At 72.4% G+C, this 25,237-nt stretch carries 26 protein-coding genes and 2 tRNA genes; 15 read left to right on the top strand and 13 right to left on the bottom strand.

Features of this window, described 5'->3' with window-relative positions; all coding sequences use genetic code 11:
- Positions 1-38: 38 nt before the first annotated feature.
- The 3 genes from B1759_RS08200 to B1759_RS08190 are packed head-to-tail and all read left to right on the top strand — an operon-like array spanning position 39 to position 1,951.
- On the top strand, positions 39-1,085 hold the full coding sequence (locus B1759_RS08200) for a hypothetical protein (protein WP_095514527.1): 1,047 nt from the start codon (positions 39-41) through the stop codon (positions 1,083-1,085).
- An 18-nt stretch (positions 1,086-1,103) separates the two neighbouring features.
- The gene (locus B1759_RS08195; protein ID WP_095514526.1) at positions 1,104-1,454 is read left to right on the top strand and encodes a hypothetical protein; all 351 of its coding nucleotides are present in this window, start codon (positions 1,104-1,106) and stop codon (positions 1,452-1,454) included.
- 26 nt (positions 1,455-1,480) lie between these two features.
- Positions 1,481-1,951 carry a YdeI/OmpD-associated family protein gene (locus B1759_RS08190; RefSeq protein ID WP_095514525.1) on the top strand — a complete coding sequence of 157 codons (471 nt, stop codon included), beginning with the start codon at positions 1,481-1,483 and terminating at the stop codon, positions 1,949-1,951.
- Positions 1,952-2,033: 82 nt separating this feature from the next.
- Here the strand turns inward: B1759_RS08190 and B1759_RS08185 are convergent, their stop codons facing one another.
- The 9 genes from B1759_RS08185 to rpmH form a co-directional block, all read right to left on the bottom strand.
- The gene (locus B1759_RS08185; RefSeq protein ID WP_158225176.1) at positions 2,034-2,723 is read right to left on the bottom strand and encodes a TIGR01548 family HAD-type hydrolase; all 690 of its coding nucleotides are present in this window, start codon (positions 2,721-2,723) and stop codon (positions 2,034-2,036) included.
- 119 nt (positions 2,724-2,842) lie between these two features.
- Positions 2,843-3,295 carry a GNAT family N-acetyltransferase gene (locus tag B1759_RS08180; RefSeq protein WP_095514523.1) on the bottom strand — a complete coding sequence of 151 codons (453 nt, stop codon included), beginning with the start codon at positions 3,293-3,295 and terminating at the stop codon, positions 2,843-2,845.
- 42 nt (positions 3,296-3,337) lie between these two features.
- Complete coding sequence (gene rho, locus B1759_RS08175; protein WP_095514522.1) at positions 3,338-4,765, bottom strand: transcription termination factor Rho; 1,428 nt, start codon at positions 4,763-4,765, stop codon at positions 3,338-3,340.
- Between the two features lie 103 nt (positions 4,766-4,868).
- A complete protein-coding gene (locus B1759_RS08170; RefSeq protein WP_095514521.1) occupies positions 4,869-6,164 on the bottom strand; it encodes a folylpolyglutamate synthase/dihydrofolate synthase family protein in 1,296 nt (431 codons plus the stop codon).
- Positions 6,165-6,258: 94 nt separating this feature from the next.
- A complete protein-coding gene (gene tsaE, locus B1759_RS08165; protein WP_095514520.1) occupies positions 6,259-6,687 on the bottom strand; it encodes a tRNA (adenosine(37)-N6)-threonylcarbamoyltransferase complex ATPase subunit type 1 TsaE in 429 nt (142 codons plus the stop codon).
- A 36-nt stretch (positions 6,688-6,723) separates the two neighbouring features.
- A complete protein-coding gene (gene mnmE, locus B1759_RS08160) occupies positions 6,724-8,118 on the bottom strand; it encodes a tRNA uridine-5-carboxymethylaminomethyl(34) synthesis GTPase MnmE (protein ID WP_095514519.1) in 1,395 nt (464 codons plus the stop codon).
- A 106-nt stretch (positions 8,119-8,224) separates the two neighbouring features.
- Complete coding sequence (gene yidC / locus B1759_RS08155; RefSeq protein WP_095514518.1) at positions 8,225-10,129, bottom strand: membrane protein insertase YidC; 1,905 nt, start codon at positions 10,127-10,129, stop codon at positions 8,225-8,227.
- A 26-nt stretch (positions 10,130-10,155) separates the two neighbouring features.
- Positions 10,156-10,614 carry a ribonuclease P protein component gene (locus tag B1759_RS08150; protein WP_095514517.1) on the bottom strand — a complete coding sequence of 153 codons (459 nt, stop codon included), beginning with the start codon at positions 10,612-10,614 and terminating at the stop codon, positions 10,156-10,158.
- Between the two features lie 17 nt (positions 10,615-10,631).
- Positions 10,632-10,787, bottom strand: a complete 156-nt coding sequence (rpmH, locus tag B1759_RS19665) for a 50S ribosomal protein L34 (RefSeq protein ID WP_158225175.1) — start codon at positions 10,785-10,787, stop codon at positions 10,632-10,634.
- 246 nt (positions 10,788-11,033) lie between these two features.
- Here rpmH and B1759_RS08140 point away from each other — a divergent pair.
- A tRNA-Gly gene (locus B1759_RS08140) sits at positions 11,034-11,106 on the top strand.
- Between the two features lie 94 nt (positions 11,107-11,200).
- Positions 11,201-11,274, top strand: a tRNA-Val gene (locus B1759_RS08135).
- Positions 11,275-11,284: 10 nt separating this feature from the next.
- Here the strand turns inward: B1759_RS08135 and B1759_RS20455 are convergent.
- The 3 genes from B1759_RS20455 to B1759_RS08120 are packed head-to-tail and all read right to left on the bottom strand — an operon-like array spanning position 11,285 to position 15,509.
- Entirely contained in the window at positions 11,285-12,340 is a 1,056-nt protein-coding gene (locus tag B1759_RS20455; RefSeq protein WP_095514515.1) for an OmpA family protein, read from the bottom strand.
- Positions 12,341-12,391: 51 nt separating this feature from the next.
- Positions 12,392-14,947 carry a hypothetical protein gene (locus B1759_RS08125; protein WP_095514514.1) on the bottom strand — a complete coding sequence of 852 codons (2,556 nt, stop codon included), beginning with the start codon at positions 14,945-14,947 and terminating at the stop codon, positions 12,392-12,394.
- Positions 14,948-14,996: 49 nt separating this feature from the next.
- The gene (locus tag B1759_RS08120; protein ID WP_095514513.1) at positions 14,997-15,509 is read right to left on the bottom strand and encodes a hypothetical protein; all 513 of its coding nucleotides are present in this window, start codon (positions 15,507-15,509) and stop codon (positions 14,997-14,999) included.
- A gap of 325 nt (positions 15,510-15,834) precedes the next feature.
- Here B1759_RS08120 and B1759_RS08115 point away from each other — a divergent pair, with 325 nt between their 5' ends.
- The 3 genes from B1759_RS08115 to B1759_RS08105 all read left to right on the top strand — a co-directional run bounded on the left by B1759_RS08115 (position 15,835) and on the right by B1759_RS08105 (position 18,679).
- The gene (locus B1759_RS08115; RefSeq protein WP_095514512.1) at positions 15,835-16,761 is read left to right on the top strand and encodes a branched-chain amino acid transaminase; all 927 of its coding nucleotides are present in this window, start codon (positions 15,835-15,837) and stop codon (positions 16,759-16,761) included.
- Between the two features lie 124 nt (positions 16,762-16,885).
- Complete coding sequence (locus tag B1759_RS08110) at positions 16,886-18,022, top strand: sensor histidine kinase (RefSeq protein WP_095514511.1); 1,137 nt, start codon at positions 16,886-16,888, stop codon at positions 18,020-18,022.
- 39 nt (positions 18,023-18,061) lie between these two features.
- On the top strand, positions 18,062-18,679 hold the full coding sequence (locus B1759_RS08105) for a response regulator (protein ID WP_158225174.1): 618 nt from the start codon (positions 18,062-18,064) through the stop codon (positions 18,677-18,679).
- Between the two features lie 9 nt (positions 18,680-18,688).
- Here B1759_RS08105 and B1759_RS08100 read toward each other — a convergent pair whose 3' ends face one another.
- Positions 18,689-19,174 carry a hypothetical protein gene (locus tag B1759_RS08100; RefSeq protein ID WP_143537310.1) on the bottom strand — a complete coding sequence of 162 codons (486 nt, stop codon included), beginning with the start codon at positions 19,172-19,174 and terminating at the stop codon, positions 18,689-18,691.
- Positions 19,175-20,062: 888 nt separating this feature from the next.
- On the opposite strand from B1759_RS08100, the gene B1759_RS08090 reads away from it, so the two are divergent.
- The 7 genes from B1759_RS08090 (at position 20,063) to B1759_RS08060 (ending at position 25,200) form a co-directional block, all read left to right on the top strand.
- Complete coding sequence (locus B1759_RS08090; RefSeq protein ID WP_095514507.1) at positions 20,063-20,518, top strand: peptidase S1; 456 nt, start codon at positions 20,063-20,065, stop codon at positions 20,516-20,518.
- 151 nt (positions 20,519-20,669) lie between these two features.
- A complete protein-coding gene (locus B1759_RS08085; RefSeq protein WP_143537309.1) occupies positions 20,670-21,230 on the top strand; it encodes a hypothetical protein in 561 nt (186 codons plus the stop codon).
- A gap of 89 nt (positions 21,231-21,319) precedes the next feature.
- A complete protein-coding gene (locus B1759_RS08080) occupies positions 21,320-21,889 on the top strand; it encodes a hypothetical protein (RefSeq protein ID WP_095514505.1) in 570 nt (189 codons plus the stop codon).
- Positions 21,890-21,941: 52 nt separating this feature from the next.
- Complete coding sequence (locus tag B1759_RS08075; RefSeq protein ID WP_095514504.1) at positions 21,942-22,586, top strand: NADH-quinone oxidoreductase subunit I; 645 nt, start codon at positions 21,942-21,944, stop codon at positions 22,584-22,586.
- Between the two features lie 77 nt (positions 22,587-22,663).
- Positions 22,664-23,224, top strand: coding sequence for a hypothetical protein (locus B1759_RS08070; protein ID WP_095514503.1), 561 nt, complete (start codon positions 22,664-22,666; stop codon positions 23,222-23,224).
- Positions 23,221-24,075, top strand: a complete 855-nt coding sequence (locus B1759_RS08065) for an alpha/beta hydrolase (RefSeq protein ID WP_095514502.1) — start codon at positions 23,221-23,223, stop codon at positions 24,073-24,075. The genes B1759_RS08070 and B1759_RS08065 overlap by 4 nt, the downstream gene beginning before the upstream one ends.
- Positions 24,076-24,255: 180 nt before the next feature.
- Positions 24,256-25,200 (top strand): DUF305 domain-containing protein, encoded by a 945-nt coding sequence (locus B1759_RS08060; protein WP_233134391.1) that lies wholly within the window; start codon positions 24,256-24,258, stop codon positions 25,198-25,200.
- The last annotated feature ends 37 nt before the right edge of the window (positions 25,201-25,237 follow it).

Genomic DNA, 25,237 nt, shown 5'->3' with positions numbered 1-25,237 from the left:
GCCTCACGCCTCACGCCTCACGCCTCACGCCTCACCGAATGGGACCGCTCGACCTGCTCCGCCCGGAACCCGCCAGCCGCTTCGGAGCTGCGCCCCCGCGGAACGCCTACGTGGAGCTCCACAACCTGATCGCGGCGGCCGAGACCCTGGGCGAGTTCGGCCCGGCCGACCGGGTCCGCATCTCGCGGCGCCACAACGTGGACCTCGCGTTCTCGTTCGGCGCCGAGCGTCAGGCGCTGTACCAGGCCCTCCTCGACGACCGCCTCGCCAATGGCGACCTCGATGCCGAGGACCGGCGGATCCTCGGCCACGTCGCCGCGACGCTCGCGCTGAGCGCGGCCGACCTACGCCCGGCCCACGAGCGCGCCTTCGGGACGGCCGTCTCCGAGGCCGTCTCCGACGACTGCCTCTCGGTCGAGGAGCGGCTGCTGCTCTACAAGCTCCAGCACCTGCTCGGCCTCGACCCGCGCCTGGCCGACGGCGCCTACGACGTGCTCGCGCGGGAGCGCCTCACGAAGACCATCGCAGGGGCGCTCTGCGACGGAGTCCTCACGCCCGAGGAGGAGGCCGAGATCGAGCGCGTCCGCGTCGCCCTCAGCCTCGACATCCCGGCCCGCGTGCGGACGATGCTGGACCACGCGCGCGACCGCTGGAAGCTGCGCCAGGGCGAGCTTCCCGTCGCCGACGTGGGCCTCTCCCTGGCGCGCGGCGAGGTCGGCCGGATGCGGACCGAGGCGGACTGGGCGCCACTCGACGTTCGCCGGTTTCAGCGCCACGTCGGCGAGCAGGCGCTGATGTCGGGGCGCACGGCCAGCCTGACGGTCCCGGCGCACCTCCACAGGAAGAGGGCGCGCCCCGGACATGCCATCCTTACCGACCGCCGCATCGTCCTCCAGCCCGAGGTGGGCTTGCCGGACGAGATCCGCGTGGAGCACCTCTTCCAGATCCTCCGCTTCCGCAACGGGACCGTGCTGCGGACGAAGAGCGAGCGCCACGTCTACATCGACCCGGGCGCGCAGAACGAGGTCTTCTACTCGCTGCTCCACCACACCCTGTTCCGCGAACGGGCCGCCGCGCCCGACTGAGAGGTCGCGGCGACCGGTGTGCGTTGGCGCAAGCTCCTCGTGGACGACATCCTGGAGGCGGGCATGTCCTGGCGTGGAGAGCGCACGCGCCAGGGGCTCCGCGAGCAACTGGCCCGGCTGGAAGGCTGGTCGGATGCAGGCTTCCTGAGCCTCTCCGACCATCAGCTCGCGTTCGAGGGCGTCGTGCCGCACTACATGACCCTGAAGACCATCGAGGGCATCGAGTGGTCCGGGCGCGTCGTCTGGATCCGGCGCCGCCGGGCCTACGACTGGCTCCTCCGGTGCCGCACGCGCGAGGACGCCGAGGCGCTCGTCGCGCGCCTCCACGCCGTCCGGCCTGATGTGCCGGTGTCGCCCACCTCGGCGTAGTCTCCGAGGGAGCCGCGCCACCCGCCATGTCCGAGCACGTCTTCGCCGGTCCTGTCCTCCGCACCGACGCCGGGATGCGGATGCACTACGTCCCGCTCCCCGCCGAGGTGGACGCGGCGCTCGGCGACGCGCGCATCGTGGTCGGGACGCTCTGCGGCGTGCCCTTCCGCCGGGTCGTCCACGGTCGGGGCGACGGCGTGCCGAAGCTGTTGTTCGGAAAGAACGTGCTGGCGAGGGCGGGGCTGGGCTTCGGGGACACCGCGTTCGTCGAACTCTCCGCTGCGCCCGACCCCGACGCCGTCTACCTGCCTGAGGAACTGACGGCGGCGCTCGCGCAGGACCCCGCCGCGTCGGCGCGCTTCGAGACGTTCACGCCCGGCCGCCGCCGCTCCCTGGGCGTCCACGTGGATCAGGCCAAGCGCCCGGCCACCCGCGAGAGGCGGGCGCTGGAGCTGTGCGAGAAGATCCGGACGCACACGCTGTACGGAGACCGATAGCGAGAGGCGCACGGGATACCGAACCGAACGGGGGAATGAAACGGGGGCTCCCGCCCACAGCCCGTCCCTCGTTTGCCTCTTGTCAGCCCAGCCCTGAGGCGAGCAGGGCGGGCAGGGCGTCCGGCGTCGAGACGACGACGTGGGCGCCCGCTCGCATGAGCGTTCGGCCGTGGGGGCCGAGTTCGTGCCCGGGCGGGACCACGCCGATGCCGAGGCACCCGGCGGCGACCGCCGCGTGCATGTCATCGACGGTGTCGCCTGCGAAGGCGGCGTCTGTCGCGTCTACGCCGAGGTCGGCGAGGGCGAGCGTCAGGCCATAGGGGTCGGGCTTCTCGCGCCCTGCCTGCCGGCCCATCCCCACGACGACCGGCACCAGCGCGCCCCAGCCGAAGCGGTCGAGAGTCCACTGGGCGTCCGCCTCGGGGCGCCCGGTGACGAGGCCGAGGGCGTAGGTCTCGGCCAGGTCCTCCAGCGTGGCGGTCCGGATGGCTGCGGGCTCGGTGGCGATCAGCCCGTCGAAGTCCTCGCCCTGGTAGACGCTGTTGAAATGGTCCTTGATGGCCTCGAACGGCGCGTCGCCGCCCGCCTCGCGGACGAGCGCCTCGGACAGCACCCAGTCGTTGTTGAACCCTCCGAGGTCCTTCTTGGCCTGGATGGCCTCGGGGGTCGGCGGGGTGCCGGTAAAGTGGGCGACGGTCTCGGCGATGGCGCGGCGGTACGAGCCGCGGACATCCACGAGGACGCCGTCCATGTCGAGGAGGAGGGCTTTCACGAAGTCAGGAGGGAAGCGGTGAGGGGCGCAGCAGGTGCGACCCGTGGGGCGGACCCAGAGCATAGCGACGCCGCCTCGTCCGGCCCACCCCGGCGCGGTCACGGTCGGCCTCGGCTGGCTCAGAGGGAGAGCGCGTAGTGCCGGTAGGCGTCGTCGCGCGCGTAGCCGAGGTCCTCGTAGAGCGCCTGCGCAGAGACGTTGTCGCGTTCCGTCGCCAACTCCAGACTGGCGGCGCCGGTCGAGGCGGCGAAGGTCCGGGCCGCATCCATCAGCGCCCGTGCGACACCACGGCGCCGGGCGTCCTCGGCCACGAACAGGTCGTTGAGCACCCACACGCGCCGCATCTGCACGGACGAGAAGAAGGGGTAGAGCTGCGTGAACCCGACGAGGCCCTCCCGGTCGGGCAGCGTGGCGACGAAGATCACCGACTCGTCGGCGTCGAGCCGGGCCTGGAGGAAGGCCCGCGCGGCGGCTACGTCGGACGGCTGGCGGTAGAACCGGCGATAGCGGTCGAACAGCTCCGCGAGGGCGTCAAGGTGGACGAGGTCGGCGCGGGCGAGAGTCGGTGTCATGCCGAAGAGGACCGGAGGAGGGAGCACGCGGTCGCCCGCACGTTACTCCTGTGCCAGCAGCGCGTCGTTGCCGTCGGTCGCGCGGAGGGCGTCGAGGAGCGCGGCCAGCGGGTCGTCGAGGCCCGCGAGGCGCTGGCGCAACGTGCGAACGCGGGCGAGACGGTCGGCCGGGATGAGGATCTCCTCGCGGCGCGTGTGGCTCGCGGCGAGGTCCACGGCCGGGAACAGGTGGCGGTCGGCCAGAGACCGGTCGAGCACCAGCTCCATGTTGCCCGAGCCCTTGAAGGCGGCCAGGAGGGCGACGTCGAGGTCGGATCCGGTGTCGACGAGGGCCGTCGCGATGACGGTGAGGCTGCCGCCCTCCTCGACGGCGCGGGCGGCGCCGAAGAGGCGCTTGGGCCCGCGCAGCGCCGCGGCCTCGATGTCGCCGGAGGCGGTGCGCCCGCCGCCCTCCGCCGTCGCGATGTGGGCGCGGCCGAGGCGGGTGATGGAGTCGAGCAGGATCACCACGTCCTGGCCCGCCTCGACGAGGCGCTTGGCCTTCTCGAGCACCACGTCGGCGATGTGGACCTGCCGCTCGGGGTCGTCGTCGAAGGTGGAGGCGACGACCTCGGCAGCGGGCACGGCGCGCTGGAAGTCGGTCACCTCCTCGGGCCGCTCGTCCACCAGGAGCACGATCACGATGGCCTCGGGCTCGTTGACGAGGAGCCCACGCGCGATCTTCTGCAGCAGGGTCGTCCGGCCCGACTGCGGGGGGGCGACGATGAGGCCTCGCTGACCCTTCCCGATGGGCGCGACGAGGTCGATCACGCGGGTCGAGAGTTCGTCCGGGGTCGTCTCCAGGCGGAGCGGCTGGTCGGGGTAGGCGGGGGTCAGGAAGTCGTAGCTCGTCCGCTCGTCGAAGGCCTCCGGCGTCCGGCCGTTGATGGAGTGGACGCGGATGAGCGCGAAGAAGCGCTGTCCCTCCTTGGGCGGCCGGATCTGCCCGTCCACGGTGTCGCCGACGCGCAGGGAGAAGCGCTTGATCTGGCTCGGGGAGACGTAGATGTCGTCGGGCGAGGGCAGGTAGCTGTACTCCACCGAGCGGAGGAAGCCGTAGCCGTCGGGCAGGATCTCCAGGATGCCGGTCTTCCGGACGAGCCCGTCCAGCGGCACGGCCATCGGGTCGTACCCATGCATGTAGGCCGGCCAGTGCTCGCCGATGGGCTGGCGCGGACGCGGGGCGCGCGGGCGGCGGGCGTCGCGGCGGGCACCGGGGTCCGAGGGGCGCAACCGGGGCACCGATCGCGCGGACGGCCGGTCCTCCCCCTCCACCACGCGGGGGTCCGAGGCGTCGGCATCGGCCTGTGCGCTCAGGATCGCGTAGATCAGGTCGCGTCGGCGGAGGTCCGTGTATCTCTCGATGCCAAGTCGGCGCGCGATCTCGTAGAGTTCGGCGACTTTCTTCTGCTCGAGCGCAGCAATGGTCATGGAAGGGGAGACCCGCGACCCCAGGGTGGGACGGGTGGGAGGGGCTAGAAAAGACCGGCGAGAAGGGACGGGTGGCCGGTCGGACGAGTCGAATAGAGAAGTTCTAACCTACCGGCGCCGAACGGGTTCGCGCGAGAACAGCAGCAACGGTCAGGTGGGACCCCGTCACGAGCAGGCGGTCGGCTGGGGCCGCAGCCTCAGTGAAGGCCTCCAGCGCGGCCCGGGCATCGGCGACGACGAGGGCGGGGACGCCACGCGCCTGGAGCGTCTCCGCCAGGATCTCGGCGGGGAGGGCACGGTCGCCATCCAGCGGCATCACGAGCGCGCGAGTGTCATGCGAGGCCAGGGCGTCGGCGAGGGCGCCTGCGTCCTTGTCGGCCATCACGCCGACGAGTGCCCAGAGGCGCCCGCCCTCGGGGACAGGGAGGCCGTCGAGGGCCGCGCGCCAGCCGTCGGCATTGTGGGCGACGTCCAGTACCACGCGCGGATCCTCGGGAAGCGACTCACCACGGCCCCGCAGGCCGGATCGCGTTACGACCTCGGCCAGTCCGGCCCGCACTGCCTCGGGCGCCGGGCCTCCCAATCGCCCGACAGCGACCTCGACGGCCCGGACGGCCAACGCGGCGTTCCATGCCTGGTGGGCGCCAGGCAGCCCGATCGCGGCCTCGCCGTAGTCGGCGGCCGGCGTGCGGAGCCGGATCCGCAGCGGCGCGGCGTCGAGGACCGCGGCCGTACACGTCTCGCGCACCCGCTCGACGGGGGCGCCGAGGCGGGTGGCCTCGGCGGTCAGCGCTGCCTGTGCCTCCGCCTCCGCGACGGCGTGGAGCAGCGGGACCCCCGGCTTCGCGATCCCCGCCTTCTCGCGAGCGATGGCCGCTGTCGTGTCGCCCAGCAGGTCGGTGTGGTCCAGCCCGACGTGCGTGACCACGCTCGCCACCGGTCGGACCACGTTCGTGCCGTCGAGGCGCCCGCCGAGCCCGACCTCGACGACGGCCAGGTCCACCGCCGCCTCAGCGAAGTACAGCAGCGACAGCGCGACGGTGGCTTCGAAGAAGCTGGGGGCGACCGCTTCGAGGGCATCGCCGACCCGGTCGAGCGCGCCTGCCAGCCACGCGTCCGGTGCCGGGGCGCCATCCACGCGCATCCGTTCGTGGATGCTCAGGAGGTGTGGCGAGGTGTGGAGACCGACGCGCAGCCCCGCTGCGCTCGCGACCGAGGCCGCCAGGGATGCCGTGGACCCCTTGCCATTCGTCCCGGCCACGTGGATCACGGGGACCGTTTCCTGCGGGTCGCCGAGCGCGGCGAGCAAGGCGTTCATCCGCTCCAGGCCCGGGCGGTAGGCGGCCGTGCTGGTTGCGAAGCGCGGGAGGGCGAGCAGGCGGCGCTCGGCGTCGGTCACAGATGCGGAGAGAGAGGTGAAGGGGGAGGTGTGCGTGGCGTCTCCTTCGCGTGGCGTCGAGGGCGCAGGTCGTCGCATACCCGGCGCTCCCGTCTCATTCCGCCGTCTCCACGCGTCTTCGGTCGCCGCCGAGGTGGGTGAGCCGCAGCCAGAGGGTGCGGGGCGGAAGCCAGTCGGCCGCGCGCTCGGGCCACTCGACGAAGGCGATGGCGTCGCCGTCGAGCAGTTCGTCCAGTCCGAGGCGTCCCGCCTCGGCGTCTGACTCGATGCGGTAGAGGTCGAGGTGGAGCAGGGCGCCGTCGCCGTGCTCTTGGACGAGCGCGAACGTGGGCGAGGTGACCGCGCCGCCGTCCAGCCCGAGGCCCTCGGCGACGCCCTGGACGAGGTGCGTCTTGCCCGCGCCGAGGTCGCCGGAGAGAGCGATCACGTCTCCCGGTTCGAGGTGCGCAGCGAGCGCCCGGCCGAGCGCGCGGGTGGCGTCGGCGGAGTCGGTCTCGGCGGGGAGGAGATCGGAGAGGTCCACGGCGTCCGAACGTCTGAGGCGCCGCTCCGTTCTCCGCTACTTGCCGATGCAGAACTGCGAGAACACGGCGTCGAGGACGTGCTCGGTGGTGACGGCGCCGGTCACGAGGCCGAGGTGGTGGAGCGCGTCGCGGAGGTCGAGCGCTAGCGTGTCGCCGCCGTCGCCCGCGTCGAGCGAGGTGCGCGCCCGCCCGATGGCCTCGCGCGCCGCCTCCAGGTGGGCCCGGTGCCGCTCGTTGACGGCGACGAGCCCGCCCTCGGCCGCGTCCAGCCCGCCCGCGCGGACGGCGTCGAGCAGCGCGGCGCGGAGCGCGTCCAGGCGGGCATCGTCGGCGAGCGCGGCCTGCGCCGACAGCGCGAGGGGCCCCGCCTCGGGGCCGAGGGGGGCCGCGAGGAGGTCGGTTTTGTTCGCCACCACGAGCACGGCCACCTCGGGCTGGCGCTCGGCGAGGTCGGCGAGGAAGGTTCGCTCCTCGGCGTCCAGGCCGACGGTCGCGTCGACGACGTAGAGCAGCACGTCGGCGCGGTCGATGGCGGCGCGGGCGCGGCGCGTGCCCTCGGCCTCGATGGCGTCGGCCGTCTCGCGCAGGCCCGCCGTGTCCACGAAGCGGACCCGCAAGCCCCCGATCTCGGCCTCCGCCTCGACCGCGTCGCGCGTGGTCCCGGGCGTCGGGCTCACGATGGCGCGGTCGTCGCCCACGAGCGCGTTCAGCAGCGTCGACTTGCCTGCGTTGGGCCGGCCGCCGAGCACGACGCGGACGCCATCGCGCGCGAGCGCCCCGAGGCGGGCGGTGCCGATGAGGTCGGCCAGCTCGCGGTCGGCAGTGTCGAGCAAGTCGCGGAGTTGGGTGCGGTCGGCGAAGGCGACGTCCTCTTCGCCGAAGTCGAGTTCCAACTCGACCAGCGCCGCCGTCTGCACGAGCGCCTCGCGGACCGCGCCGACGGCCTCGGACACGCGCCCGCGGAGCGCCGAGACGGCGGCGCGGTGGCCGAGTCGGCTCTCGGCGTGGATCAGGTCCGCCACGGCCTCGGCCTGCGCGAGGTCCAGCTTGCCGTTGAGGAAGGCGCGCTGCGTGAAGGCGCCCGGCGTCGCGGGGGTGGCCCCAGCGTCGAACAGCGCTCGGAGGACGGCGCCCGCGACCACGTCGCCACCGTGGCAGGTCACCTCAACCACGTCCTCGCCGGTCGACGAGTGCGGCCCGCGCCAGACGACGCACACGACCTGATCCACCCGTCGCCCGTCTGCTCCCGTGACCCATCCCACGTGGACCGTCCGCCCCTCGGCCTCGGTGAGGTCGCCGGAGAACATCGCGTCCACGATGGCGACCGCGTCCGGTCCGCTCACGCGCAGGACCGCCAGCGCTGCCGTGCCTCGGGCCGTCGCCAGGGCGGCGATGGTCTCGGTGGTGCGCGGTTCGTGTTGCGTGGTCAAGGCCGCAGGTCGGAGGCGCGACTCGCAACGCGCAACAGAGACGCAGTGCTCCGTCAGCGAGAGCGAGTCGCTAGGCTGGAACGCGTCATGGCCGCCGACGCACGTCCTACTTCTTGCCCTTCTTCGTGTCCGCGCGGCCGTTCTTCGAGACCACCTGCGAGGTGAGGCTGCGGCGGCCCGGTCGTTTGGAGCGCTTGCCCTTGCCCGCCGCCTTGTCGGCCACCGCGGCCGCCTTGTCGATCTCCGGCGTCTCCCCGCGCAGGTGCGCGTCGTGGACCTGCTTGTTGATGAGGCGCTGCTGGACGATCGAGAAGATGTTGAACGCCAGGTAGTACAGCGACAGGCCCGACGGGAAGCGGTTGAAGAAGACGAAGAACATGATCGGCATCAGGTACATGAGCACCTTCTGCTGCCCGCCCATCGCGCTCGACGACGACATGGAGAGCTTCATCGAGATCACCATCGAGATGGCCATCAGGATGGTGAAGCCCGCCAGGAAGTCGCCCACGAAGGGGATCGTGAATGGCAGGTTCAGGACCGGGTCGGGCGCCGAGAGGTCGGCCGCCCACAGGAACGACTCGCCGCGCAGCACCAGCGTCGACTGGAAGAAGCGCCACAGCGCGATCAGCAGCGGATACTGGAGCAGCATCGGGAGGCAGCCACCGAGCGGGTTCACGCCCGCCTCCTTGTAGACCCGCATGGTCGCCTCCTGCATCTTCTGCGGGTCGTCGCCATACTTCTCCTTGACGGCGGCCAGCTGGGGCTGCAGCTCGCGCATCTTGGCCGCGCTCCGGTAGCTCACCGCCGTCAGCGGCCAGAGCAGCAGCTTGACCAGCAGCGCGAACACGAGGATGACGTACCCGTAGTTCGGGATGAACGTCGACAGGAACGCGAACGTGGGCGCGACGACGTACTGCGCGATGGGGCGGATCATGAACCCGACCCAGGCGCCGAAGTCGACGGTGTCGTAGAGGCCGTAGTCCGCGAGGCGGCGCAGCTCCAGGGGGCCGAGGTAGAGCGTGAACGCGGCCGACTCGCCCGCCGGCAGGCGTGGCATCTCAATGGCGGCGCGGTAGTCCTGCGCGAAGCCGCTGTCCGGCTCGTCGGCCTCGCCCACCTGGGAGCCCTCCACCCGGCCCGCCTCGGTGGTCGTGCCGGCGTCCGGGATCAGGGCGGCGATGAAGAACTTGGTCTTGACGGCGACCCAGTCCACCTGCCCGCCGAGGACGAGGGGCTCGGCCTCGCCCGCCTTGGTGAACTTGACCGACTCGGTGTCCTCGCCGCCGGTGCGGACGAAGGCGCCTGCCTGCTGGGACTCGCCCTGGGGGTCGGCCTCGGCCAGCGGGAGGGCGCCGTCCCAGAGGATCTCGTAGCCCCCGCCCTGCGAGAGCAGGTTCGTGCCGGGCGTCTCGACGCGGAAGTCGAGGTCGTAGGCGTCGTGGTGGAAGCCGTACACGAGTCGCAGCGCGCCCTGCCCGATCGGTGCCTCGAAGCGAAGCTCCGCCTCACCCTCTTCAATTCGCAGCGTGTCGTCGGCGAACGGCTGCCCGTTCACGATGGGCGTGAACGAGAGCGCCCGCGTGTCCAGATACTCTCCGCGCGACGGCAGCACGCCGATGGCGAGCGCGCCGTCCTCGTTGGACACCAGCTCGACGGGCTCGTCGGTGCTCGCGCGGTCGTAGCTGCGGAGCTTGTAGGAGACCGGTGTACCGCCCTGCGTCGAGAACGTCGCGACGACGCGGTCGGTGACGACGGTCACGCGCCGCTCGGGCCGGTTCAGCGCCCGCGCGAACGTCGAGTCGGTGGGCGTCACGATGCCCTCCTCCGGGGTCTCCTCGACGGCCTCGGGCTCTGCGGCGTCGGCCTGGACGGCGGCGATCGAGTCGGCGGCGGCGCGCTGCGCCTCGACCTGCTCGGGCGTCGGCGCGGTCTGGATCAGCCACAGTCCCAGGATGAGGGACATGAGGAGGATGCCCGCGATGGCGGTGCGGTCGAGGCCCTGGGGTTCCACGTGCGTTGGGGGAGGTCGAGGGGCGGCTACGAGGGCCGCGTCTCCGGAGGTGCGTCGGGCGTCGAGAGCGGACGGTCGGCGACCTGGAGGTCGGCGTCGGCCAGTCGGGCGAGGGCGCGCGGGAGGTCGCGGCGGATAGCCGCCCCGGCGTCGGCGTCGCGGCCCCGGAAGAGGACCATCACCGTGAGCGCGTCCGGACGGTCGCCGAAGCGGCCGAGCAAGGCCTCCTGATGCAGCCGAAACGTCTCCCGGAGGTGGCGGCGGACCTGCGTCCGCAGCGCGTTCGTCCGGCGGCGTCCCGGCGCGAAGCCGACCTGCAGGCCCACGTCGTGGCCGGTGTCGGCGCGCGGCACGGTGCGCGTCAGCAGGACGACGGTCCCGGCGCGAACCCGCTGCACGTCGGTCCGGTCCCGCTCGAAGAGCGGGCGGATCAGGCGACGCCGCTTGAGGCGACGCGAGCGCGGGAAGGCGGTCGGCCGCGGCATGGCGACGCGAGCCGGGGCTACTTGCCCGGCTTCGTGTCGCTGACGGTCAGGGCGTGGCGGCCCTTGGCCCGGCGGCGGGCGAGGACGTTGCGGCCGTTCTTGGTGGCCATGCGCGAGCGGAAGCCGTGCTTGTTGGCGCGCTTGCGGCGGCTGGGCTGGTAGGTGCGCTTCATCGGGGGGCGCCTGGGGCGCGGCGGCAGCGGCGTCGCGGCGGGCAGAGTGCCCGGTTGCGAGCCGACGGGGGAAACACGAGAGCGCCGCTCGGGCCACGGGGGCACGGGCGGCGGGCCGAAAAGATACCGTGCCGCCGCGAGGCGCCCGTGAAGGGCCGTTGACTTCGTGCACCCTGCGCCCCCCGTGTTGACTCGTCTCTCGCGGATCCCGTACCTTCTCGATCCGCGTCCCCGGGGGCGCGTACTGCGGGAATAGCTCAGTTGGTAGAGCATCAGCTTCCCAAGCTGAGGGTCGCGGGTTCGAGTCCCGTTTCCCGCTCCGGGCCGGTCGGCACGCCACCGACCGGCCTTTTTTGGTTGTGCCGCCTCGGGCACCCCGCCGCCGACCTCGGCGGATTCGCCGAGGCGGGCGCGGGCGGTTAGCTCAGCTGGTTAGAGCACCTCGTTTACACCGAGGGGGTCGGGGGTTCGAATCCCTCACCGCCCACACGCCGGATCTAGCCGTCGCCGCGCATCCGCTCCAGTTCCTCGCGGATCACGTCTCGCACGGTGGGCGCCTCCGCCGGGCGGGTGCTCGTGGCGCCCTCGGGGCTGAGCACCACGAACTCGACGCGCCGGTTCAGCGCGCGGCCTGTATCGTTGCCGTTGTCCGCCACCGGCCGCCGCTCGCCGTAGCCCACGGCCGTCAGCCGGTCGGACGTCACGCCCGAGGCCACGAGGTAGTCGCGCACCGACTCCGCACGGCGCTGCGAGAGCGCGTCGTTGGTCGCGTCCGAGCCGCGGTCGTCGGTATGCCCGCCCACCTCGACACGCAGGTCGGGGTAGCGGCGGAGCACGTCGGCGAGGACATCCAGCGTCGCCGCCGAGGTCGGCAGCAGCGCCGCCTTCGCGAACTCGAAGTTGACCGTCGTCGTGCGGAAGAGGCCGGTTTCGAGGATCGCCCGCTCGATCGTCTCCACGGTCACCGGACCGGGTGCGGGGCGCGGGACCGCGGGGCCGACCACCGGCGGAGCCACGACAGGATCCGGCTCCGGGGTGGGAGAAGCCGGCGTCAGCGGTGACGCGGGCGTCTGACCGGGCACCACGAGCACCGTCGGCGCCTGGGGCGCGGCCGGCAGGGGCGCCGCGCCGAGGTCGAGGCGGGCGAGGCGCCGGTCGATGGCGTCCAGCAGGTCGCGCTCCAGCAGGAGCAGGTCCAGTCGGCTCACGCCCTCCGTCACCGTCGCCGCCCGCGGCTGGGCCGACGGCGGGAGGCCGAGGGCTTCGCGCGCCGCCTCCACGTTCGCCGCCGGAGCGGCCTGCGTGACGGGGCGCGCGGCGGCGGCGACCGGTGCGCGTCGGCCCGGGGTGGGCCGGAACGCTGAGCCGACGGAGCCCGCGCGGTAGTAGAGCACGCCGGGTCCGTTGGGCAGCGGCACCGTTACCGTCGGCCTCGGTCCGCTCATGGCCGACACGGAATCCACCCGCACGGCCACCGTGTCCGGCGCCTGCGCCGAGGCGGGCACGGCCAGCAGGACGGCGGTGGCCAGGAGCAGCGGGCGAGACAGCGTCATCGGATAGGGCGCGGCGGCGCGTTCGGAGGACTGAGCGTGAGGAGGGGAGCCCTAGTACGACGGCGTTCCGAACGGGAACCGGTAGCCCGCCGTGAGGCGGTTGTAGCGGCCGAAGTTGCCCGTGCTGAAGTCGGCGAAGAAGCGACCGCCGCCGTACACCACGTCCGCCCCCAGCCCGAGGTTGAGCGTCAGCGCCGTGCCGCCGTCGTCGATCTCCTCGTCGAACGTGTCCGGAATCTCGTCGCTCGCGCCCGTGTTGACGAGGCCGACGCCGAGGCGGAGGTAGGGCGCCCCGTACTCGGCGAACGACGCCGCGGGCAGCGTGAACGCCGCGTCCATGGTGGCCGTCAGCGACCGGCGGCCGGTCACGCCGACGAGCAGCTCCGGGAGGTAGGTGATCGTGCCCATCCGGTAGGTCGCCCGCGCGCCGACGAGCGCGTTCTCGCTCCGCCCGAACCCGAGCCCGATCGTGGGCGAGAGCGAGGTCACGCCCTGCCGGGCGGCGACGGTCGGCGCCACGATCTCGCCTGGTGGCGTCACGACCGTCGGCGCGGGGGCAACCGGCGTCACCACGTCTGGCGTCGGCGTCGCCACCACGACGGGCGCGGCCTCGCGCGGAGCCGCCGAGAGCGCGATGCGCTGCTCCAGGCGACGCTCCATCGCCGCGAGATCGGCGGCCGTGATGCCGGTGTCGGACGACCGGAGGCGGTCCCCGATGCGGTCGGCGAGCTGGTTCTCGACGCGCCGCTCGATGGCCGCCACGTCGGCGTCGGTGAGGGCGGCGCCCGTCGCGTTCTGGGCGGCGAGGGCCTCGCGCAGCGCGTCACGGACGGCCTGCCGGAGGTCCGCCTCGGTGACGGCCTCGGCCGGTGCGGCCTGCGCCTGTGGGGCCAGGGCGCTGGGTGCGGGCTGGGTGTAGGGCGACGGAGCGGCTCCGGTCCCGTCCAGGGGGCCGACCACGGAGCCGCCCTCCACGTCGCCGTAGCGAACGTACAGTTCGCCGCGCTCCGGCAGCGGGATCGTCACGATGCGCTCGCCGCGCGTCGTGCGAATCGGCGTCGGCAGCGAGGTCGCCACGCCATCCCCGCCGACACGGCCGCCGTCCACCGCGTCGGCAGCGAGCGTCGCGGTGGGGGCGACGAGCGGGGTCGAGGCGCGCTGGAGTTCGAGGCGCGCGACGGCCATCGAGTCGCCGTCGGCGCGGGCCTGCTCGATGGCGAGCTGGAGCTCGGCCTCGCGCGCCTCGGCGGCCGCCTGCTGGGCAGCCAGTTCGGCCTCGTAGCGGGCGCGCTCGATCTCCAGGTCCGCCTGAGCGCGGGCACGCTCGGCGTCCAGTTCGCTCTGGCGCACCACGGCGACCTCGCGGCCCGCGCTTCCGCCCAGCCCGAACGAGAGGCCGGCCCGGTAGACGGGGCTCAGGTACACATCATCCGGCTGGCTGAGGTCGCCCTCGTCCTGCGTGCTCATCACGAGCGCCCGCACCTCGCCGATGGCGCGGAAGCGGCGCCCGAACGGGATTTCGAGACCCGCCCCGCCGACCGCGAACGGCCGGTCCTCGGCCAGCGCCCGGTTCGTCTCCGGGTCGTCGTCCGCCGTGAGCCCGTACTCGGAGAGCACGTCGAGGTAGCCCGCGCCGACGGTCAGGAACGGGACGAAGCCGTCGCCGTCGCTGAGCCGAAGCCGAAGGTCGCCGCCGACCATCTGGATGTCTTCGAACGAGGTCGGGTCGTCGGACGCCGTGCCGCGGCCGTAGAAGCCGCGCAGCCCGATGAGCGGTCCGACGTCGAAGCCCGCCTCGACTCCCACGAACGTCTGGTCGGAATAGTTGAACGCCGGGTCGAACTCGGCACGCGAGTAGAACGGCTCGACGACGAGGCTGAGGCCCGAGAGGCCGCCCGAGAACTGGCTCTGGAAGGCCCGGTCGATGTCGGTCAGCTGGCCCGGTCGCCGACCGCCCAGGTAGAGCTGCAGCGCGGCCCGCACCGACGGGTTGATCACCTCCGTCTGGTTGAAGGACCCGATTCCGAGCCCGATCTCCTCCAGCTGCTCGGGCGTGAAGAACGCCGTGCCGGGGTTGTAGCGGTAGCCGAAGGCTTCGCCGGAGATCGAGACCGTGTACCGATCGGCCGCGGCGAACTGGAGGCCCGCGCCGCCGAGCAGGTAGAGGCTCCGCGAGGCCGCCGAGCCGTCGGGCGAGAAGCGGACGACGCCCGCGCCGCCCGTCAGGAACGGCACCACGGCGCCCGTCGCCAAGTTCAGCTTCAGATCGCCGCCGTAGCGCTGCACGTTGACGCCCCGCGCGTCGAGTGCCTGCAGCGCCGCCAGCAGGTCCGCCTCGGCGCCGGAGAGGTCGGAGTAGTCGGTGTCGACGTCGCCGAGCAGGTAGGCGCCGTTGAGTTCCAGGAACTCGCCGAACGAGAGCCCGGCGCCCCCGCCGTAGAGGAGGCCGTCAGAGAGCGCCGCGTCGCCGTCGAACAGGACGTAGGTCGCCGACGGAGAGAGCCGGTAGCCGACGCCCTGGACCTGGGCGAGCGGAGCGGAGGCCACCAGCGCGGCCAGGCCGACGGCGAGGACGAGGCGGGTGGAGGGGAAGCGAACGGAGGTCATGCGGACGGGGGGAGTCGCGGACGGCGAGAGACGAGAGACGAGGACGGGCCTAGAGGGAGGCCGCGGAGGTCCGGACCCGGAGCGTGAGGGTGCCCGGGATGGCGGTAAAGCCGCCGTAGCGGGTCGCGTCGTAGGCCTCCAGGTTGGCCGTGAACGACTCCGAGAGCGTCAGCACGCCGCCGTCGCCGCGGTCGAACGTGAGCACGTTGGGCAGCACCAAGCGCCCCAGCGTGTCCTCGTTGCCGCCCTGGAACGTCAGCCGGATCTGCTGGCGGCGGACCTCGAAGTCGGCCGCGACGAAGCGTGTCGTGCCGCCGACGCGCCGGAAGCGGAGCGTGGCCTGTCCGCTGTCGAGCAGTTCGATGAAGGACTCGGCCGCCACGAGCGTGTCCAGCACGCTCACGCCCACCAGCGCCGTCGAGGTCGGCTGGAAGCGGAAGGCCTCGAACGCGTAGACGCCCGCGACGTCGGCCGGGGTCGGCGGGTCGATGGCGTCGCCGGAGTCGCAGGCGGTGAGGGCGACCGTCGCCAAGGCGACGAGGGAGAGCAGGGAGAGGCGCATGAGAGAGAGGGCTCGGCCCGACAGACGGGGCGGAAATCGAGGGCGGGACGAACAGGACACAGGCAGGCCCGTTCGCCGGACCCCACAGAACAGGGGAATCTCTTACCTCCCTCGGCCCACAAAGGTCACGACGGAATCTTCCATTGCCACAGAGCCTCCGGCCGGGGGGGCTCCAGTGCACCGGCCAACGGCGAAGACTGCGCCGAAACGCACTCGGAAGCGCTTCCGGCTTGCGGGGGCTCGCTATCCTTTTTTGCGCCCACGCGGATCCCGCTGGCGCCGCCACGGTCCGGCGAGCGAGACCGGCTCCCCTCTCCCCCCTCCCATGTCGAAGCCCCGCATCTGGTTCAACGGCGACCTGGTCGCCTACGAGGACGCCACCATCCACGTGCTCTCCCACGTCGTCCACTACGGCTCGTCCGTGTTCGAGGGCATCCGCGCGTACGACACCGACCGCGGCCCGGCGATCTTCCGCCTGGAGGAGCACATGGCGCGGCTGGTCGACTCGGCGAAGATCCACCGGATGGAGCTGGGCTACACCGTCGACGAGCTGTGCGAGGCCGTCATCGAGACGGTCGCGGCGAGCGGGTTGCAGTCGTGCTACATCCGCCCGGTGTCGTTCCGTGGGCACGGCCCGATGGGCGTCAACCCGCTCAACAACCCGGTCCACACGGCGATCGCCGTCTGGGAGTGGGGCCAGTACCTCGGCACAGAGGCCCTGGAGCAGGGCGTCGACGTGCAGGTGTCGTCGTGGAACCGCCCGGCGCCCAACACGCTCCCGGCGATGGCGAAGGCGGGCGGCAACTACCTCGGTGGCAGCCTCATCAAGATGGAAGCCATCAAGAACGGCTTCTCGGAGGGCATCGCGCTGAGCGTCGACGGGCTCCTCTCGGAGGGCTCGGGCGAGAACCTGTTCGTGATCCGCGACGGCGTGATCGCGACGCCGCCGCAGACGCTCTCCATCCTGCCCGGCATCACGCGCGACTCGGTGATGACGATCGCCCGCGAGCGCGGCTACGAGGTCATCGAGCGGAGCCTCCCGCGCGAGGCGCTCTACATCGCCGACGAGGTGTTCTTCACCGGGACGGCCGCCGAGGTCACGCCGGTCCGCTCGGTGGACCACTACACGGTGGGCTCGGGCAGCCGCGGCCCGATCACGGCCGACCTCCAGGCGGCGTACTTCGAGGCGCTCCGCGACACGGCCAACGCGCGCGGCTGGCTCACCTTCGTCGACGGCGCTCAGGCGGCGTAGCGTTGGGGCGCGCAGCGCCAGGGGGAGGCGAGGTCGCTCGCCTTCCCTTTCTAGTCTGTAGTCCATCCGCACCAGGGCGCAGCGGGGGACAGGCCTAGCTTGCAGAGGTCCCCCTCCCACATCCGTGCGTCCGCTCCTTCTCGTGCTCGCCCTGGTGGCGTCGGCCCTGCCCGCCTCGGCGCAGTCGGCCGGCGCGCGGCCTGAGGTGGCGGGGTTCGTCGAGAGCGGCGGGCGGCTGGTCCACTTCCGCGTCGTGCGCGACAGCGTGGTCGTGTTCGGGCAGGGCGCCGAGGGGCGACCCGCCGTGACCCTGCCCTACGCGGCCTTCGTGGACGCCCTCGACCGCGCCTCGCGGGCAGGCGCCCTCGACGTGAGCGCGCTGTCCGGCCCCACCTCGGCCCCGTTCGCGCTCGACGTGGACGACCGGGCGGTGGTCCGGCTGGCGACGGCGGTCCCCGTGGGGACGCTCGCGCTGGGCCTGTTGGCGTTCGGGCTGATCGGGCTGCTGGGCGGCGCCGTGGTCTGGGAGCGGCGGGCGCGCAAGGCGCGGCGCACGCGGTCCGCGTTCCGGCGGCGGCTGGCGGCGGCGCGCGAGGCCGAGCGCGCCCACGTCGCGCGCGAGCTCCACGATGGTCCCGTGCAGGACCTCTGCGCCGTGCAGATGGCGCTCGGCGGGACGCCCGGCGGCGAGACGGCGCGCGAGGCTGTCACCTCGGTCGTCGGTGAACTGCGGGCGCTCTGCGACGAGCTCCGGCCGTCGGCGCTCGACGCCTTCGGCGTGACCGCCGCGCTGGCTGCCCTCGCCGACCGCGCCGGGTGGGGCGAGGACCACCGCCTCGACGTCCGTTTTCGCGCCGACGCGACGGCCCGCACCGTCGCCGAGGGGCCGGCGCTGTCCGACGAGAAGCGCCTCGCCCTCTACCGCATCGCGCAGGAGGCGCTCAACAACGCCGTCCAGCACGCAGGCGGCGTGCGCATCGAGGTGAGGCTGGAGGCCGCCGACGGCGCGCTCCTGCTCACCGTCGACGACGATGGCGTGGGCCCTCCGGCCGACGACGCGCTCGACTACGCCGCCCGCGGCCACTACGGCCTGCTCGGCATCCAGGAGCGGGCCGACCTGCTGCGGGCCGATCTCTCGCTGGGGCGCAGCCCACTCGGCGGCACCCGCGTCGCCCTCTCGATTCCCGTCCGCGTGCGTCCCGTCGCCGAGGCCGCGATGCCGGGGCCCACGGTCGCCCGCGAGCCCGCCTCCCTCTCCTAGCTCTCGCCGTCCATGCGGCCTCCTCTTTCGACTCCCGCCATGTCCACTCCCGTTACCGTCGTCGTCGCCGACGATCATCCCGTCTTCCGCGCCGGCATCCGCGACGCGCTCGAAAAGGGCGGTCAGGTGGAGGTGGTCGGGGAGGCCGCCGACGGCGCCGAGGCGCTCAAGGTGGTCCGCCGCCTCCGCCCGGACGTGCTGCTGCTCGACATGAACATGCCCGAGGTGACCGGCCCGGAAGTGGCCGCCGCGCTCGGCGAGGATCCCGAGGCGCCGCGCATCCTGGCGCTCTCGGCGTACAACGACTCGGCGACCATCCACGGGCTGCTGGAGGCGGGTGCGGCGGGCTACATCACCAAGGACCAGCACCCGACGGCCGTCCGTGAGGCGGTGCTGGCGGTGCACCGCGGCGAGGGCCGCTGGTTCGTGCCGATCCCGCGCAAGCCCGAGATGCTCTCCCCGCTGACCGGCCGCGAGCACGAGGTGCTGGTGCTGATGGCGCGCGGCCTCGACAACGCTTCCATTGGCGAGCGCCTGCGGATCGCTGAGAACACCGTCCGCAACCACCTCGCGGCGGTCTACTCGAAGCTGGGCGTCGGCTCGGCGCGCGAGGCGGTGGCGTGGGCCTGGGAGAATGGCATCGTCAAGGCGACCTGACTGTGGGCGCTACGACCTCGCTGCCAGAGCCTGGAGGCGACGGACCGCCTCGGCCCCCTCGGCGTCGAAGGTCCCCTGGGACGCCGACGTGGCGACGACCTCTGGTGGAGTCGAGGAAGACGCGTCGCCGGACCGGCAGTCGTCGCAGGTCTCGCCGCGTGCCGCGTACGCCTCGGCCGCTCGGAGTGCCCCCGAGGCCACCTCGGCGACACGATCTGCCGACCAGTGACCGTCCAGCCGGCTGATCGCGTCCGCGAGCAGGGGCGTGTCGGGGCTTCCATGGCGGACCAGCATCTGCGTGTAGTGGCCAGTAGTCTCCAGAGCCTCGGGCGCGTCCGATCGCTGGAGCACACCCAGACGGAGCATCCGGGCCGCCGCGGCCTCCTCAAACCGGCGGCGGTAGAGCGGGTCCTCCTGCTGGTCGATGAGGACACGGAGGCGGCGGTCAGCCTCGGCCCAGGAGGTGGAGGTCTGAAAGATGTCCTCGGTCTCCATCAGCGCGGCGCGGCCCGCCTCATTCAATGCACGGCGCGCTTCGGGCGTCTGGGGCCGGTCTTCGGGTGCGATGTAGGAGCGGACAAGGACAGGGGCGTCTCCGTCCCGGAGGCCGAGGTCGGCGGTGTTGAGGTTCGCACCCGACGAGGAGGAGGGCGGCAGCGATGAAGGAGACGGGACGTGTCATGCGAGATTGATGGGCAAAGGTCATGGAGAGTGAAGGGCAGGGGGCCAGCAGACGGATCCAGAAGGGCCAGTCGCAGACGGCCGCCGCTTGGCCTTCCCACCCAGAGAGCCTGAGAAGTATTCGCCGTCGCCGCAGAACCTGGATCAGTACGTCCTGTCCTCCGACTGATCGTAGTACGCGTCCGTGTCGCAGCCCGAATTGCCTCCGTCCTGGTAACAAGATTCCGCACCGAACGCAGGGACGGAGCCGATCAGGATCATGAGCGACAGGACGGCCGCACGGCATGCTTTTACTGTGGATGTCATCAACGTCTGATCAAGTGTGGGGCGTAGGGGAAAAAATAGTATGTTAATTGTATATCTCCCCTTCGATCATGTCAAGGTGGAGTTTGGGCAAGGGTATGCTGTGGTGCGTGAGGACGTGTAGGTCCCAGGGAGCATGCCGTCGCAAGTCCTCGCCCCGGCTCTCGCTGGACTCTGTGAACAGGTAGCCTGGGCTCGGCAGAGAGGCCTGATCGAAGATGCTTCGTCGGGACCTGTCCTCCTTCTGCAAAAAAATCAGGGGCTTCACGTGACCAGTTTACGTCGTCCGGCGGCTGGGTCCTCGGTTCCAATCCTGCCGGGGCTCTTGCCTTTTGGACGCAGGAGAGGGATTCTGCAGTCCCGGCTCACCGGGTTTTCCCCCACACTCTCGCACCCCTCATGCGCTTCCTCCTTCCCCTCGCCCTCCTCGCCCTGACGGCGGCCCCGGCCCTCGCCCAGGACCCCGGCGCCGAGCCGCTCTACGGCGACGTCCGCCTCGAAGAGGGCTTCCCGAACGACCCCTACGACATCGAGGTCACCGCCGGTGGCACCGAGGAGGTCAGCGAGCGGGGCTGCAACTACGGCTTCGTGGCCGACGCGCCCGACGTGGACCTCTACTACACCACGTCCGGGAGCAGCACCCTCTACATCTACGCCGTCTCCAGCGAGGACACGACCATCCTCGTGAACCTGCCGGACGGCTCCTGGGCCTGCGACGACGACAGCTACGGCGACGGCGACCCGATCCTCGTCATCCCGGGCGCCGACGCCGGGCTCTACGACATCTGGGTCGGTACCTACGGCGACGACCTCGTCGAGGCGACGCTGTTCATCTCGGAGATTGACCCGCGCTAAGCGCCCGGCGCCTCCGCGTGACCCTGTTCCGCCCGCCTCGGTGACCGTGCCGAGGCGGGCGGTCTGCGTTCGGGGCATGGTCTAGTCTGATTGGATCAGAGGGGGGGTGACGGGGCAGGCGTTCTTGGCCGCCTCCTTCCATCCCGCCTCCATGCGCCCCCTTCTCCTCGTCCTGGTCATGCTGGTCGCCGTCGCCGTGTCGGCGCAGGACCGTCCGCCAGCGTGGGGTGGGCTCGGGTCCGAGATCGGCTACGTCCTCGCGGACGGCGAGGACCCCGGGTGGGACCTCCTGGGCGCGAGCCTCCAGGTGACGCGGCCGCTGGGCGGCGGTCCGCTCGTCGTGCAGGTCGGCGTCTCGGGAGGCGGCGACCTGTTCGGGAGCGATGGGTTCGGGGAGGGACACGTCGCCGTCGGCGTGCGGGGCCAGCGGGGCCCGTTTCTCCTCGCGGCCGTCGCCGGGCCGTCGCTGGTGCGCGCGACGCGGTCCGAGTACGATGATCCCCGCTACGCCGAGGGGCGCTCCCGCGTGGTCCCGGGCGCCTACGTGGGCATGCAGGCCCTCGTCTCCATCATCCCCGCCGCGGGGCGGGGGCCGTCGGTCGGCCTCGGCATGGTCGGCTTCGCGCACGTCAACGACGCGCTTCCGGTGGTCGGCTTCGGGCCGACCATCGTGGTCGGGCGTCTGCCCCGCGCTGTGCTGCCGCCTCGGTGATCGTGCCGAGGCGGGCGGACTGGTAGGATCGGATCAGGACGGGCGCCTCGTCGTGGGGGACTTTGGACGGACACTCTCGCTGTCGCCCGATGCTTCAGGTCTCGCTTCTCCGTCCGTTCGTCCTTCTCGCCCTGCTGGTGCTCACCGGCTGTGCGAGCGTTCAGGGCTCGTCCCACATCGTCGGGCCCGACCGCCTCGGGGAGGTCGCGGCGGAGGTGGCCGGAGGCCAGGGCATCCTGTCACTGGTAGATGGGACGCGGTACCTGGTCGAGGGGCTGCGCATCGAGCCGGACACGACCTCCTGGGTGGACCCGCAGACGGGCGACCTGCGGCTGGTCGGCACGCCGTTCGTCGCCGCCTTCGAGTCGCGGAACCGGCGGCGAAGCATGTTCCGAGGGGCGGGCACGGGCGCGCTCGTGACGGGCATCGCCGGGGCGGCGCTGGGCCTGCTGATCTGCTCCGACGTCGGGTGCGGGGAGGAGACGCCGTTCATCGTCCTGGGGCTCGGCGCCTTGTCGACGCCCAGCGGAGCGTTCTGGGGAGGCGTCATCGGTGCGGTCGCCGACCCGGTCGATCGGTGGACGTTCGTGCGGCCGGAGGAGCCGGACGCGGACGCCGAGGGACCGGGAAGGCCGCGTCAAGCCGACGGCGGGCCGTGAACCCGGCGCACGAGGCAGCGTAGCTTCCGAGTCCTCGCCCTCTGCCTGACCGATGCCCGGAACGCCCGTCAACAACGCCACGCCCGACGAGCGGACGCTCAACTTCTGGGAGCGCCTCTACCTGCCGGAGATCTTCAAGGGCCTCGGCTACTCGGCCTCGAAGATGTCGCTCGACAGCTACGCCTTCGAGTACCCCGAGGAGCAGTGGTACCCGCCGGACTCGTATCGCGGCCGTCCAGTCCTCGTCGAGGAGCAGGGCCGCCCGCGCTGCGTCGCCTGCGGCCTCTGCGCCCGGTCCTGCCCGCCGCTCGCCATCTCGATGCAGGCCCACGAGGTCGCCGACGACATCAAGGAGCGCGAGCCGGAGTGGTTCGAGATCAACATGCTGCGCTGCATCTACTGCGGCTTCTGCGAGGAGGTCTGCCCCGAGGAGGCCATCGTCATGTCGAAGGAGTACGACCTGACCTTCATGTCGCGCGACGAGGCCCACTTCGGGCTCGACAAGCTGCTCGTGCCCAAGGCCCGCCTGGAGGACCGGCTCGACTTCCTGGAGCGCCGCAAGAACGGCCAGCCCGCGGGGGACTGGCAGCACAAGCCGGAGAACAACGTCCACACCCTCCGCGACCGCCTCGCGTTCGTCGCCGAGGTGGAGGACGCCGTCGACGGCGCCCAGGCCTCCAACCCGGCGCACGCCTAGAACGGCACGGGTGAGGGGGCACAGGGCAAGAGGCTGTCCTCCGCTCCCTGCCCTGTGTCTGATCCCCCTTGCCCGCTATGCTGGACCGTTACGCTGAGCCCCGCCGCGACGCTTCCACGTTGGCCGCCCGCCGCGAGGCGCTCCTCGACCAACTCGGCTGGCTGGAGGACGAGTCCACCGCGCTCGCTCCGCTGCTGGCTGCCCTGCCGACGTGGGCCGTCGAGCAGGCGCCGATGCCGGGCGACCTGACGGCCAAGGAGACGTTCGCCGCGCTCGCCGCGCTCGACCGCGACGTGTACCCTGACTGGGTCGCGCGCCTCCAGGCCGAGGAGGCGCCCGCCTTCACCTCCCCGGCCCCGGCCGGGCCCGAGGGGGCCAACGACCGGTCGCTGGCCGACCTGCTGACCGATCTCCGCGCCGCCCGCGCCGCGTTCCGCGAGGCGATGACGGCGGTCCCGGCGGAGGCGTGGAGCCGTGCGGCCACCCTCGACGGCGAGGCGACCGACCTGTACGGCCTCGCCCTGAGCATCGTCCAGCGCGACGCCGACCACCTGAAGACGCTCGCCTACCGCCTCCATCAGGCCGACCTCCGCCCGCCGAAGCCCGGCGACGATCTCCCGCGTCGGCCGGAGGCGTGAGGCGGCTGGGCCTCGCGCTCGTGACGGCGCTGGCTGCCGGCGCGCTCGCGGTCTGGGTGGTCGGGGGGATGCTGGTGGCACCGGCCCTGCGCCCGATCTCCCCACCCACGGGCCTACAGGTCGGCGAGGCGACCATCGAGAGCCCGAACGGTCCGCTCGCTGCCTGGACGCTCGCGGTCGACTCGGCGCGCGGGACGGTCGTCCTGATGCACGGCGTCCGCGCCGCTCGGGACTCGCAAGTGGACCGGATGCGGCTCTTCCACGGGGCGGGCTACGACGTGGTCGCGTTCGACTTCCAGGCGCACGGCGAGAGCCCGGGGGACGCGATCACGTTCGGCGCCCGAGAGCGAGAGGATGCCATCGCGGCAGTGGCGTTCGCGCGGGAGCGGTTCGGCGGTCCGGTCGCCGTGGTCGGCCAGTCGATGGGTGGCGCGGCGGCGCTGCTCGCCGGTCCGCGCCTCGAGGCCGACGCGCTCGTGGTGGAGGCCGTCTATGCCGACATCGAGCGCGCGACGCGCAACCGCATGGAGCGCATGCTCGGCACGCTGGGCGGGCGGCTGACGCCGCTCCTCACCGCCCAGTTCGGCCCCCGCCTCGGCATCGCCGTGGACGACCTCGCCCCGGCCCGCGCCGCGGCCACGGTGGCCGTCCCGCTGTTCGTGCTGGTCGGCTCGGAGGACGCCCACGCGCACCCGGACGAGGCCCGCGCCATCGCCGACGCCGCGCCCGCGTCGACGGTGCTCTGGGAGGTCGAGGGCGCCGCCCATCAGGACCTCTACCGGTTCGCGCCTGAGGCCTACCGGGCCCGCGTGCTCGGCTTTCTGGACGCGTCGCTGTCCGGTCGCGAGTGACCTGTCGGGCCGGGCCCCACCCGGGGCGGCCGTTCGTGCGCACGGGCGTGCGGTTCGTGACCTGGAGGGGCCGCTCCTGCATCCTGGAAGCCATCACCCCGTACTTTGGGCGCCAACGACCAGACGACGGCACGGACCGTCTCCAGCATGAGAACAGGATTCGCTCGACCGGGACTCGTCGTGGCCCTGGCCGTCCTCGCCGGATGCAGCGGCTCCGCTCCGGCCGCCGACCCGGCCGCCCCGAGCGCGGCACCGAGTACCACGTCGTCCGACCGTCCGACGACCGCTGACCTCGAGGCTCTCTACTGGACCCGCCAGCAGGAGGCCGCCGAGCGCTACACCGAGGCGGACGTGGCCTTCATGACGGGCATGATCGGGCACCACGCGCAGGCCCTCATCATGTCGGACCTCGCGCCTGCCAACGGCGCCAGCCCGGCGGTGCAGCGCCTCGCCGCGCGCATCATCAACGCGCAGCAGGACGAGATCGCGCTCATGCAGCGCTGGCTCGCCGACCGCGGGCAGCCCGTCCCTCACGTCCACATCGAGGGCACCATGCTGACGCTCCAGATGGTGGACGCCGACGAGCACGTGGCGATGGACCACCACACCACCGGCGCCATCCACCATGGCGCGATGGAAGAGGGGCACGGTGGCATGGACCACGGTGCGACGGCGCATGAGGGCATGGACCACGGGCAGATGGACCACGCTGCGATGGACCACGCTGCGATGGGCCATGAGGGGATGGACCATGGCGGCATGGACCACGGCGGCATGGACCACGGCGGCATGGACCACGGCGGCATGGACCACGGCGGCATGGACCACGGCGGCATGGACCACTCCGCCATGCCGGGCATGCTCACCCAGGCCCAGCTCGACGAGCTCGCGGCCGCCCGCGGCGTCGACTTCGACCGCCTCTTCCTGCGCTACATGATCGGCCACCACCGCGGCGCCGTGACGATGGTCGACACGCTGTTCGCGGCCGACGGCGCGGCCCAGGGCGGCAACACCTTCAAGGTCGCCTCCGACATTCAGGTCGACCAGCGGACCGAGATCGCGCGGATGCAGCAGATGCTCGACAGCCTGCCGCGGCCCGCCGGGGCGATCTCCACCACCGACTAGACCCCACCCCGCCCGCCTCGGGCCCGAGGCGGAGCGA

Source organism: Rubrivirga sp. SAORIC476, assembly GCF_002283555.1.
Lineage (GTDB): Bacteria > Bacteroidota > Rhodothermia > Rhodothermales > Rubricoccaceae > Rubrivirga.
The sequence above is the reverse complement of the archived record's forward strand: the minus strand, read 5'-3'. Positions and strand labels throughout refer to the sequence as shown.